Annotated in this window: 10 protein-coding genes; 2 read left to right on the top strand and 8 right to left on the bottom strand. The window is 48.1% G+C overall.

Going from position 1 to position 12,507, the window contains the following annotated elements:
• Positions 1–277: 277 nt before the first annotated feature.
• The 8 genes from MJ923_RS16545 to MJ923_RS16510 all read right to left on the bottom strand — a co-directional run bounded on the left by MJ923_RS16545 (position 278) and on the right by MJ923_RS16510 (position 10,419).
• Complete coding sequence (locus MJ923_RS16545; protein WP_240592024.1) at positions 278–925, bottom strand: hypothetical protein; 648 nt, start codon at positions 923–925, stop codon at positions 278–280.
• 32 nt (positions 926–957) lie between these two features.
• On the bottom strand, positions 958–1,545 hold the full coding sequence (locus MJ923_RS16540; RefSeq protein WP_240592023.1) for a hypothetical protein: 588 nt from the start codon (positions 1,543–1,545) through the stop codon (positions 958–960).
• 188 nt (positions 1,546–1,733) lie between these two features.
• Positions 1,734–3,944, bottom strand: a complete 2,211-nt coding sequence (locus tag MJ923_RS16535; protein ID WP_240592022.1) for a hypothetical protein — start codon at positions 3,942–3,944, stop codon at positions 1,734–1,736.
• The gene (locus tag MJ923_RS16530; RefSeq protein ID WP_240592021.1) at positions 3,922–5,124 is read right to left on the bottom strand and encodes a hypothetical protein; all 1,203 of its coding nucleotides are present in this window, start codon (positions 5,122–5,124) and stop codon (positions 3,922–3,924) included. The genes MJ923_RS16535 and MJ923_RS16530 overlap by 23 nt, the downstream gene beginning before the upstream one ends.
• Before the next feature lie 1,388 nt (positions 5,125–6,512).
• On the bottom strand, positions 6,513–6,818 hold the full coding sequence (gene fis, locus MJ923_RS16525; protein ID WP_011761333.1) for a DNA-binding transcriptional regulator Fis: 306 nt from the start codon (positions 6,816–6,818) through the stop codon (positions 6,513–6,515).
• A gap of 14 nt (positions 6,819–6,832) precedes the next feature.
• Positions 6,833–7,804, bottom strand: a complete 972-nt coding sequence (gene dusB / locus MJ923_RS16520) for a tRNA dihydrouridine synthase DusB (RefSeq protein ID WP_240592020.1) — start codon at positions 7,802–7,804, stop codon at positions 6,833–6,835.
• Between the two features lie 147 nt (positions 7,805–7,951).
• A complete protein-coding gene (gene prmA / locus MJ923_RS16515; protein WP_240592019.1) occupies positions 7,952–8,839 on the bottom strand; it encodes a 50S ribosomal protein L11 methyltransferase in 888 nt (295 codons plus the stop codon).
• Positions 8,840–9,009: 170 nt separating this feature from the next.
• A complete protein-coding gene (locus tag MJ923_RS16510; protein ID WP_240592018.1) occupies positions 9,010–10,419 on the bottom strand; it encodes a DUF4397 domain-containing protein in 1,410 nt (469 codons plus the stop codon).
• A gap of 402 nt (positions 10,420–10,821) precedes the next feature.
• On the opposite strand from MJ923_RS16510, the gene MJ923_RS16505 reads away from it, so the two are divergent.
• A complete protein-coding gene (locus MJ923_RS16505) occupies positions 10,822–11,580 on the top strand; it encodes a fumarate reductase cytochrome b subunit (RefSeq protein WP_240592017.1) in 759 nt (252 codons plus the stop codon).
• Between the two features lie 202 nt (positions 11,581–11,782).
• Complete coding sequence (locus MJ923_RS16500) at positions 11,783–12,457, top strand: fumarate reductase cytochrome b subunit (protein ID WP_240592016.1); 675 nt, start codon at positions 11,783–11,785, stop codon at positions 12,455–12,457.
• Positions 12,458–12,507 lie beyond the last annotated feature (50 nt).

Below are 12,507 nucleotides of genomic sequence, written 5' to 3'. Positions count from 1 at the left end.
TAAACCTTCGCTGCTACAAGCCAAGCCACTCTTTAAGCTATCGGAGATGTGCTCAAGCCGGTAAGACTTCAGCCGATTCGTTGTCGAGTATGGCCAGCACGCTGTCAAAGCCTTGCTCCGCAGGCCAGCCCAGAAAAGATCCGGCTGTCCTGTAACTTCTTGGCTGTCCGGTTTTTTGGTCGTTGATGGAAGCTTCAATGCTTGGTCGAGGTTGTGCGAAGCATTTAAAAGGTATGGCTGTCCTTTTAATTCACTCCGACCCCTTTATCTCGGTTTTTTAAGTCTTGGTCGATTTCATTTTTAACTGGGACTGCTCATATTCTGCGAGGGCATTGTTTACATGGCGCACCGAGGCTATCACCACACCATCCCGCAGCATATAAAAACCCGTGCCGAAGAAGAACAGGCCAATCAACATTAAGCTGACATTGAAGCTAGTGGTGAGGGTGTAAATTGCAGCGACGAGTAGTGGAATGCCTGCCAACGCAATCAGTGCCCCGAAGATCAGATTGTACCAACCGGCACATCTATCAAATCGGCTCAGCTGCGCACGATAGCTGGGGGAGGCGAGGTTGCTGATATCCGGCGAGGTTTTTATCACATTGAGCACGTGTCGGAACTGCACCTGCCCCGCCATACGCTCCTTTAGCACCAATGCCGCATTCAGCAGTGGCGTACTCAACCTCACACCATGGACTATGCGGAAATGCTCCAGATTGCTTTCATCTATCAGGTGGCTTTTCAACTCATCGGACAGATGCGGATCGGCCAACGCGGCAGAAATCGCGCCACTTCTCAGCTTCTTGCTGGAGTCATAAAAGGTAAATGCCTTTTCGTAATTAAACAGTAAGTAGAAAACAAACACACCAGCCAGTAGCGAGAAGCTGCCCTCGCTTAGTAGCTTTACCACTAAATCCATTGACATTTAGAGTTCCTACCTTTAAATATCTATATAAATTAGATAAATAGGCTGTGTTCACCAATGCTGTATGCAAAAGGAATATCTTTCATTTGTGCGAGTCTAAAGTATCCCTTGGTTTGGTATAACATACTTGCAAAATCAAATTTAGCCATAGGATCTTGCTTGCAACTCTGCTTAAATACAATAAAAACATTTATAGTGTATAGGGCGCAGAACGCCGTTAATACGTTTTTCAGAGAAGCATTCTTATAGTGTTGTATTCTGCCATGCTTAACGTCATTGTGCTCCCGCCACCAAGTGGTGTTATCGGCATTATGTAATTCAGCCCATGGACTAAAATACACCGAGCAGCCTTTTAAAGAAACTTTTTTGTCAATTAGCTCTGGGCACCATTTTTTAATAGCTCTTGAATAGTCATTTATGTTATTGACATCACACGCCCCTAATAAGTTACACAAATATTTAAGGGCAACATCTACTTCGGAGCATATCGAAAGATACAGCCTAGTTAACTCTACTGAATATGTTTGGAAGTTATCCTCACATATTTCTATGTATCTAGATAAGTTTTCAATGTCTGTCTCGAAAGACTGATAGTAACTTATTAAGTTATTAATACTCATAAGGGTTTTTTATTATGTGCTAATTTTTTTGTTGAAGTCAAACTATGAGAATTAGTGTAAACAAGCATCAAAGGGTGCAGAGGGCTACTTCAAAGCCTAGCTGAGGGTATGCGAAACATTAAAAAGTTTTGCTGTCCGCTGTCTTTACTTTTTAATTCATCCCGACCATTTTATCATTTCCTTGAATTTTAAAGACTTTGATTTATAAATGCCATTAACAAAAATCCTTTTAGAGCAAGATCTGATATGTTTGAATCCTTAAGAATATTTTCAATTAAATCTCTGCAATGTTCATTCTTTAATTTAAGTTTTCCTATTGCCAAGGCTGCGCCGAATTCCAATGCGGCATGTCCAAATGGATGCATATTCCTAGAGAATACTTTGAAGAGAAACTCTTTCATTAGCTCGCTGAGATGTTGATCAGATGAGTAATCCAATTCTGAAGGTAAGCTCGCTCGCAAAATAGAAGCCTGTAAGATCGGATCATTGAACCTGAGGAAATTTTCAGGTGATATTACAACTGATTGGTAGCTTGTTGGTCGCAAGCACTTATCGTCATCTTTGTGCTCTCTTGCTGTTTGTAATGCAGAAGTAATGGCCATGAGGGTTTCACACTGGCTCAACTCGTCAATTCTACTATCAAAAATCCCATTAAAAAATACAAATCCTTCTGTGATTTTTAATTGTTCACTCTTAGTATTTGGGAGTAAGCTATTTTTTGAATTTGAAATAACTTCTGTCATAGCATCAAAATATAAACTTGCATCATCATACGAAAGGAATTCTAGAGGACATTCACTCATATTTTCGGCCGTTGACGCAAGCTGCATCAATTCACTCCAGGAATTCTTAACATTATCAGGTCCTAACGGTAGTACTTTCCAAGTTGAGAAGTTGTAGGAACGAGATGTTGCATTGCGAACAAGAAACTGTTCAAGTCTTGCCCAAGACTCCATACTTTGCGGTAAACCGACCCCAATTAAAAAATGCCTTGGTATAGTGCTTTCTTCGTATTCTCTAAGATCTCTGCTTATTTGCCTCAATGTACCACCATCACCGGAAAATGCAGACACAACAATAATTCCTGTACTTTCCTCAAGGCTTTTTTTACTTATATCTTGCCATTTTACTATAGATGTCTTGGTGCTTTTATCTTTTGAATTTTTAATGAAGTCATATGTTAATTCTGCAAGCTGCTCTGATGCGCCGTCATCGCTGTAAACAACGGTGTTAATTTTTGATGATAATGACCAACTTAATTCATCTTGCAACCATTTTAAGAATTTTTTGCTGCCATAAAGACCTTCTGGCTTAAGACTCAAAAGAGGATTTTTTCCAATGGCTTCAATTCTTTTGTTAATTTCATTTATGCCGGATACACCAAAATCTTTTAGAATATCTAACAGACAAGTTGGGCGATGTGGGACACCAATGGTAATTGCTTTTGCGGGTTTTGCCTTATAAGAAAAGTGCTCACCAACTAATTCTATGTCAGTTTCACTTCCATCTATTTTACTTAAATCTTTTAATAATCTTGTAGAAGAAAGGTCTATAAGAACTTTACAGTAATCATCCCTCTGCGTAAGATCAATTAGTGTAATAATTTTATCTTTATTGAAACCTCTTTCAGTCAATGCTTTAGCCATATTTCCAGATGTTGAAGCAGATATTATAATTAAGTATTCTCCATCCGGTGGGTTTAGCCTCTCAAAATAAGAGTAAGAATGAAAGCTCTCTATGTTTGCGCTACATCTTGCAATTGATACTGCTTCTTTTACAATTGGGTAAACACCCATGGTATCTATATAAACGGTTTCAATTTTGGACCAGTTTATTTCTTCAACTAAAACATTTAAACCTCTCCCTATAAACTGCAATTCAGTTTCAGTTCTTGCAATATCTCTTGACTGAATAAACAACTTAGTCGTTCGGCCTGAAGGGTGCTTAAATGTGTGACCTGCGGGAGCCACATGTATTACATCATTGATGTCGATAAGATGCTTAATTCCATCTTTGAAAAATCTCTTAATATCCTCAACGGAAAGAATTTTTGAGTTATTAGAATTATTATCACAACCCATTATATTAAATCCATTAGTACATATTTCAATAAAAAATATTGACTTTGTATATCTAATGTTATTAATTGAGAGGCGATTGTAAAAATTGTCTCTTAGGTCGCTATCACTCCAGTAATTATTGCACTCTTCTATTTTGTCATTGTTGCAATATATAACTATACCATCTGGCAGTGAACCACAGCTTTTAAGCGATACTTCTAATGCTGAATAAAATCTGCTGGAGTCATTGCAGGACTTGCCTCCCATATATACACATAAGAAGTCATATTTTTGATTTTCAATGTTTTTCGAGGTATTAAAGTAAACTACGTTGTCCACTGTCTTTCCTTAAAGGAACAATAATTGATACCACAGTTCCTGATACTTGTGATAAACTTTTTGTGTCCCAGTTTTTAAAATCCATTAAATATTCATTTTTAACCTTGAATTTCACATCTGGAGAAGATTCGCTCTCCCAAAATCCATGGTTATTCCTATCGAAGCAATTAAACAAACATTGATTTCCGGATCTTATTCTTATCAGTCCGCCAACTTTACTTAGTTGTGTTAAAATTGTAGGGTAACCATTTCCAGAGCCACTTTCTGTCTTTGTAGAGAAGTTTTTTTCTATGCATTTAAGTAATAATTCTCTTTCAAAACTCGATTTAATATTTCCACCAAATGCTCTTCCTACTAAACCAGGTCCAGTATCGAAGAAACTTACTTGCATGCAACGCAAGGACTTCTTTGAACCATCTTCGGAGATAACCAAGTTATCATCCCAATATTGCTGAAGTTTGGGATGTCCAGCGAAATCACTTTCGTACATTTCACTCAACATATCATTCCATGAGAAAATAATACCTTCAGCATGCTCTATGTATTGGAATCCGTTTGCATCACGGCAAGCGTGCTCTTGTGTATTTTTAAATAATTCACAAGCAAAGATTCCAAATGCATCAATTAAATCTCCATCTAGCTTACTGAACTCTTGTTTGTTAATTTGCTTAAAAATAGAAATCATAGTTTGCTTCATAAGCGAACTATTTCTGACGCAACTGCTATTTTTACTGGTAAATAGAGGTGATAGATACTGTCGTTCGGCTCCACTTATACAATTTAAGTCAATAGATCTTCCACGTATAATCTCTGTATAGTTTTGACTGTCAGTGGCAATCATTTTACTTTTTGCTGGCAACAGTGCATTGCGTCTGTTGATTATATGACTGTCAATGCTTACAGCTTTATTTAGTCTTATGGAAACTAGACCAGGTGCATATCCACATAAATCATTTAGAGCAATATCTGGATGTGGAGCGTTTCTTACTATTAGAGTTTTGTCTTTGGACTTGCGTGAAACTGTAACCATTGCTTGTAGCCTAGCGGCATCTCTCAAAGCACCATGCCTTTTTGATATGGAGTGAAATGCAAGTTCAACCACTTTTAATTCGTTAGCTTTTTTAATTATTGCTTCAGTATCACTTAGGGATTCAAAAGCAAACTCATTCAGCTGTTCCATTTACGAGCCCTGTGTATTTCTTTATTAAAGCGACCTTGTGGAAATCAAGTATCGCAAATCATAAACCTACAAGATTTTTGGTTATAGAATCAAGTTTGGTTAGGTTAAAGGGGTCGGAGTTAATTAAACCCAATCATCGGCGACCAGACAGACTAAGCAAAACAAGGTCACCTACGATTTTTCCCAAAAGACGTCGAAAAGTGCGAACACCCACAACTCTTTCCCTTAACACTACACCCGAAGGCTTCACTTCTATTCCTCCGCGTGGCGGCCAGAGGCCTTATGCCTTGCTTCCTGCAAGGCACCCTTCGGGCCAGCTATCGCTGTTAATAACTGTTCCTGACAGTTATTTGCGGGAAACGCTAGTAAGATGAAACTGTTCATCTTACTGTCAGATGACACGCTTATTCTCCGCGTGGCGGCCAGAGGCCTTCGGGAAACGCTAGTAAGATGAAACTGTTCATCTTACTGTCAGATGACACGCTTATTCCCCTTCGGTGCCGCTGAGGGTGTTGGGATTGGGCGCGTAGCCGAGACAGGATGTCGAGGCTGGTTCGGTCGAACAGGGATGTGAGTCCGAACCAGTAGCTAGAGCAATCCCATAAACCCGAAGGGCTTTCGGCACCGTCAGGGGCGTCCTTTGGGTTGCAAGGGGCTTTGGACGCGCAAAGCCCCTTGCCCGGAGGCGGGCTGGAAGGCCGCGCTTTACCGTCGCTTGCAAAGCGACAAACCCGCAGGGTTCGCCAAGCGCAGCTTGGCATCTAAAACCAAGCCGCAGGCAGGTCGGCCTACCCGCTTTCAGCCACGCTACCGCCCCATACTCTCGGGCGTATCTCTCCCAGTGCTAACCCAACCAAATTAACACGCAAAACAGCACAGAAACTGTGAACAACACAGGCGGAACCTCTGAGCCAACAGAGGAAGGGAAGTTATCGAACAAAGGAAAGGAGACTCACATCAGCACTCCTTGCCACCGGTACTTCCCATCAATCGAAAACGAAAGACAGGTGTACTCCACGTCATCCCTGCGATTACGGCCTGATTTAGCCGCCGCTTAAGTATTGTTTTTAAAGCATTCTTTATACAAAAGTTGCACCAGCGTACGATAAAAAATCTACCGCAGCAATAGTTACAAAGGATAAGGAACGGCCTGCTGCCACAGACACAAAATCCAAAAAGAGATACTGACAATAAACGCGAAAACAGCCATTTATACCAAAGCTAAAAGGGGGGGCCTGGAAACAGAGAGCGGGGAAACAGAGAGCGGGAAACAGACAGGGAATAAACTGGTGGCAACCCAACCTAAGGCTAAAGCGCAAACGCCAAAATGAAAAAGGGCCCGGTACGAATACCAGGCCCTTTTCAAACAGTATGTTAATCCCGAAGGATTAGTTCATGCCGTACTTTTTCAGCTTCTTGCGCAGGGTGCCACGGTTGATACCCAGCATGTTGGCTGCGCGGGTTTGGTTACCGCGGGTGTGTTGCATGATGATATCAAGCAGAGGGGCTTCAACTTCGCAAAGCACCATTTCGTAGACTTCCTGGGCTTCCTGGCCATCCAGCTGGGCGAAGAAGTTGCTAACAGCGCGCTTAACGGCATCACGCAGCAGTTGCGGCTTGATGGTGCCGTTTGCGGTTTCGATTTTGCCTACGGTAAGCGGATGAGCTTCAGTGTGAGTTGTCTGATCAAACATTCGTATTCTGCTCTTTATTGATACTGTACTAATTCGTCGAAATAACGTTCCACGGCGGAACGTTGCTCGGCAGCGGTTTCCAGCGCATTAAACTGGGAACGGAAATCACGCTGCTCCTCCTGATCCAGGTACCAGCCCATATGCTTTCTGGCGAAACGGATCCCCTTGAATTCGCCATACAAGTCATACAGTTTGGAGAGATGTTCGAGCATCACGCGACGCTTTTCTTCATCTCCCACCGGTGCCAGTTGCTCCCCGGTATCAAGAAAATGCTGGATCTCTCTGAAAATCCAAGGCCGTCCCTGGGCTCCCCGTCCTATCATCAAGGCATCGGCACCGGTGTAATCAAGCACGAAACGCGCTTTCTCCGGACTGACGATGTCCCCATTGGCGACAACAGGAATCGAGACGCTCTGTTTGATGGCTCGGATGGTGTCGTACTCGGCGTTGCCTTTGTACATGCACTGCCTGGTGCGACCGTGAACGGCCAGCGAAGCGATGCCACAATCCTCTGCTATCCGGGCGATTTGAACACCATTCCTGTGTTCGGGCTCCCACCCTGTGCGAATCTTCAGCGTGACAGGAACTTCGACTGCGCCTACCACAGCCCTGAGGATTTGCTCCACCAGTTCGGGGTATTGCATCAGTGCAGAACCTGCCTGCTTTTTATTCACTTTTTTTGCCGGACAGCCCATGTTGATGTCGATGATCTGCGCGCCTTGCTCCACGTTGAAGCGGGCGGCCCAAGCCATCTGTTCGGGATCGGCACCGGCAATCTGCACTGAGCGGATGCCTTCCTCTCCCGAATGCGCCATGCGCTGTCGGCTTTTGTCTGTGTCCCAGAGTTCGGGATTGGCAGACAACATCTCTGACACAGCCATGGCGGCGCCATAACGTAGACAGAGATTTCTGAACGCTTGATCGGTGACACCTGCCATTGGTGCCACGATCAGCTGATTCGTCAGTTGATAGGGTCCAATCTGCATTTTCGCGTTTCACCTTGTGCGTCAAAGGGGCGCTATAGTACGCCTTTTTGCGAGGGAAAAAAAGGTCAATAAATGACCTGAGCGCAACTTTTTTGCTTGACTTTTACGGGGCGGGGTTTCCCGCCCCAATGCGGGTTGGCGCGCCTTTTACAGCGATTTGCGTACCCCTGTCAAGCGACTCCAGTCGTCTTTGTGGGCAGGTTCGTCCATGTCAAACCATTGGGCATAACAGGCACGGATTTCTTCGGCTTGCTCTTTAAGCAAACCGGACAATGCCAGCTTGCCACCGGGCTGAACCAGTGCCTGAATAAGCGGCGCCAATTCGCGCAGTGGACCGGCGAGGATGTTGGCAACCAGTACCTCGGCCTTGAGGCCTTCGGGCTGAGCTTCGGGCAGGTAGAGGGCGAGGCGATCGCTCACTTCATTGCGCTCGGCATTGGCCTTGGAGGCGTCGATGGCCTGGTAGTCGATATCGATACCAGTGGCGCGCACTGCGCCCAGCTTGAGGGCGGCCACGGCGAGGATGCCTGAGCCACAGCCAAAGTCGATGACTTCTTTACCGGCCAGATCCAGGCCGTCGAGCCACTCGAGGCACAGAGCCGTGGTGGGGTGGGTGCCGGTACCGAAGGCCAGACCCGGATCCAAAATCACGTTAACCGCATCTGGGTCGGGGATTTCGCGCCAGCTTGGGCACACCCACAGGCGCTTGCCAAACTGAATGGGGTGGAAGCTGTCCATCCACTCGCGGACCCAGTCTTTGTCTTCGATTTGCTCAATCTTGTGATGGAAGTCGGCGCCCAGATACGGCAGGCCTTTGAGCAGTTCAACCACAGGCGCCAAATCGAATGCGGCATCGAACAGGGCTACGACAACGGTGTCGTTCCACAGTGGGGTTTCGCCGAGCTTGGGTTCAAAAATGGGCTGGTCCTGACCATCTTCAAAGGTGATGGAAACGGAACCTTCGTCCATTAACAGTTCGCTTAGGGCTTCGGCGTGTTCGCTGCTGGTGTGCAGACGCAATTGGATCCAGGGCATGGCTCATCCTGTGGCAATTTGGCTAAAGGCCATATTCTACCCCAGCTGTGGCTGACTGGCATCTGGCAACTGTGATTGTGCAGGGATTTGCCCGAAAGGGTTGCCGATAAGGCGCATTGGCACCTTATCGGCAACAGCAGCTTGAGCGCAGCGACATTAAAAGCTCCGGTTTAGTTGGCGTTGATGAAATCATCCATCAGCAGCAGGTTGGCGGGCATGGCGGCGGGGTTATCCACGGCCAGTGCCGAGTATTTGCCAAGGGCGGCCAGACTCAGTGTTGGGGTTTCAATTGCCACGGCTTTGCTGCCGGTGGCGGTGACGCTGACCACATAATCCCCCGGTGCCACGCTGACCCAGCCGGTAGTCGCCTTGTAGGCCACATTGGTGAAGGCAGGCGTGGCGTTGTCGAGTACGCCATCGGCAGTGACATAAATGTCGACATTGCCCACCGCAGGATGAGCGTGGGTGAGGCGCAGCTGCGCTTCGGTGGCGACCCGTCGACGGCTGTCATCCAGCGGCAGGTACTCCAGCGGCACGTCGGGTGACTCGCTGGCCAGGGTGCCAACGGCAGCTACGGTCAGCATCTGGTTGGCGCTCAGGGTTAAGCTGCCGCTGATACCCACTACGCTGTTGTCACTGCTCAGCACTGTATCGACCTGATATTCACCTGCATCCAGGTTCAGATATCCACTGGCCTGGCCAAAGGCGGCACCACTGAGGGCATCCACCTTGCTGCCGTTGGCCAGAATATCCACCTGAGGCACATCGGCGGCGCTGTGGGCGACCCGGATGCTGGCCTGGGTGCGTTTGTCATTGAACACCAGGGTATCGGTACCATTATTGGCAAGCAGCACCACAGGGGAGGTAGTAACACCTGTGTTTGGCAGGGCGGCAATAAACCAATCCTGACCGGCGTCGAGCTGCGGCAGGTCAACATCATAAGCTACAGTCCCTGCGCCATCGCTGCCCTGGGGCAGTACCAATCTCACCTGATAACTGCCGGCGGCGGCTTCGATGGGGGGAGTGTACTGGCCGTAACTCAGGGTTGCGGCGCTGCTGCCAAGTTCGGCGCCCTGGGCGGTGAGATGGACATCGACCGTGGGCGCATCAGGGGCGGCGTGCACCACCTGCAAGCGGATATTGCCGCTGCTGATGGCCTGTTTGGGGTTGGCAATCACCAGCAGTCCCAAATCGTTGTCGCTGTTGTTGTCCTCCGTCACTTTGCCGTGGGCCAGCACTGTGTACTGGGTGTCACCGGCCAATGCTGCGCCGCTCAGTGACAGTACTTCGGCGGCGGAGCCATCGGGTAGCAGAGCATCGACCGCCAGGTCATAGCTGCCTTCTGCCACTTCGATAAAGCCGCTGCCCTGCAGGTAGTCGACCTTTTCCAACCCGGCAAACAGCGCGCCGTTGGCGTTGATGTTGACCATGGGGGCATCGGCACTGCCGTGGATAACCCGAATGTCGGCCATGGCGACCGGGGTTCCTGGTTCCTTGGTGGGATTATCATCGTCGTCCGAGCAGCCGATGATGAATGTCGCCGCCATTAGCGGTAAGATGATGCCAGTGATCCTTTTCATGTTATTTCCTCTTAGCTGATGATTGGCGTTATTAGCTACGAGTGATGGCATGAAACAGGATCACTTTTTGCTCACTTTTTACCTACTTAGAGGTATCTTTGGGGCGATCCTTTCTGGTTTTTCTGTTTTAAAGATCATTTAACGTCATGATTTATTGCGGTTAAATGGTATGACCTCTGTTTGTTTTTATGCCCTTGTTTGTGATCCGCTTCCAATAAATACCACGGTAGCGGTGAGATGCTTCACGCTTTGCTTTTGCCCGCCTCGCCACGTTTTTTTCAGCTGATATTGTGATGCTCTCGGTACTGTCGCCCGAGGCTTTTGGGCTGCGCCATGCAGCAAAAGCCCGGGAGATAACCGGGTTCGACGGCGGGCAATATCAGGCGTGGGCGGGCAAACAAGATGACGGCAAAAACACTGGCAGCGACGGGGCTCAAGGCGAGAGTCCTGACACAACACACATTGAACCCGAGGCAGGCAGGGCACCCCTGGTCGGCCCGGGCCGACAGACTGCAAAGCATCACCGGCCTGGCGCTGGGTGGTTTCTTATTGCTGCATATGCACTTTGAGTCGAGCATTCTGCTGGGCAAAGAGGTGTTTTATCAGGTGGTTCAGCTGCTGGAAGGCGGCATGTTCTCAAGCTCGGGTCACGGCTTTCCCTGGGTGACCAAGGCATTCTCGGTATTGATGCTGATTGTGGTGTGCCTGCATGCCGCGCTGGCGCTCAGACGCTTCCCAACTCAGCTTGGCCAGTGGCGCCAGTTGCGTGCCCACTTGGGCTCTATCGCCCACAAGGACACCCATGCCTGGTTTTGGCAGCTGGTGACCGGCTTTGTGCTGTTTTTCCTGGTGCCTGTGCACCTGTTCACCATGATTTTAAATCCAGAGATTGGCCCGCATCTGTCGGCCGAGCGGGTGTTTCATGACAACGCCTGGGTACTCTATGGCCTGCTGCTGCCTGCGGTGGTGGTGCACGCCATGATTGGCCTGTATCGGGTGTCGGTGAAATGGGGCTGGGTTCAAAACCGTAAACGCATGCGTCACACCATTAAGGGACTTATCGTCTACCTTTTATGTTTGGGGTCGGCAAGTTTGGTGGCTTACATGCTGATTGGTCAGGGATTATCTGTACCTGTCATGCCCTTTGTGCCCGGGCAGTAAGGCGTTTGGGCTCGACCTCCTGTGATGCCAGAGCGCAGCGCTAACCGAACGCGCTGCCCTGCGGGATTGTGATGTAGATCCTGATTCAGAGTTTGATGAAATAACGAACATTGTCTTGATCTGTCTCAGGGTTTAGCTTGGTTTTGTGAGCGACATTGGCAATCAGAACCAACACAAAAATAACAGGTAAAGAGGGACGAGCATGGCGGGCAAACTGGACATACGGCGCTGGAGCGGCGTGCTGGATTTGGGGCAGAGCCTCAGTGGTGTGGTGCTGGCGCTTTTTTTGTGGACCCACCTGTTGCTGGTGTCGTCCATATTGCTGGGGCCGGAGGCCATGACCTGGGTGGCACGCAATATGGAACTGGCGTTTCTGTCCAGTGACGGCCATGGCTATCCCTGGGTAGTGAGCCTGATTGCCATTGGGGTGGCCCTGCTTGCGGCTTTCCATGTGCTGGTGGCGATTCACAAGCTGCCGCTTAGCCTGCGTCAGCAAAAGGCGCTTAAAAGTCAGATGCGGGTCATCAATCACAGCGATACCCGGTTGTGGAGCTGGCAGGCGGGGACCGGCATTGTGATTTTAATGCTGTTGCCGGTGCACCTGTGGCTGGTGGGCAGCGCGCCTGAAACCATAGGTCCCGTGGGCAGTGCCCAGCGGATTTGGGGCGAATACGGCTACCTCATTTACTTGCCGCTGCTGCTGACGGTGGAGCTGCATGCCGCCATAGGGCTTTACCGGGTGGCGCTTAAATGGGGCGCGGCACGGGACCTCAATACCCGGGCGAGATTAAGAACCATCAAGACAGTGCTCAGCGTGCTGTTTGTGGGTATAGGGCTGGCGGCCTTGCTGGCGTTTATCCCCCACACCCCGGCCTGAGGCCGAACAAATTAACTATAAGGCGGGCAACTGCCAACGACGTACTTTGC

The organism is Shewanella zhuhaiensis (assembly GCF_022484835.1).
GTDB lineage: Bacteria > Pseudomonadota > Gammaproteobacteria > Enterobacterales > Shewanellaceae > Shewanella > Shewanella khirikhana.
This window is presented reverse-complemented; position numbering and strand designations above follow the sequence as displayed.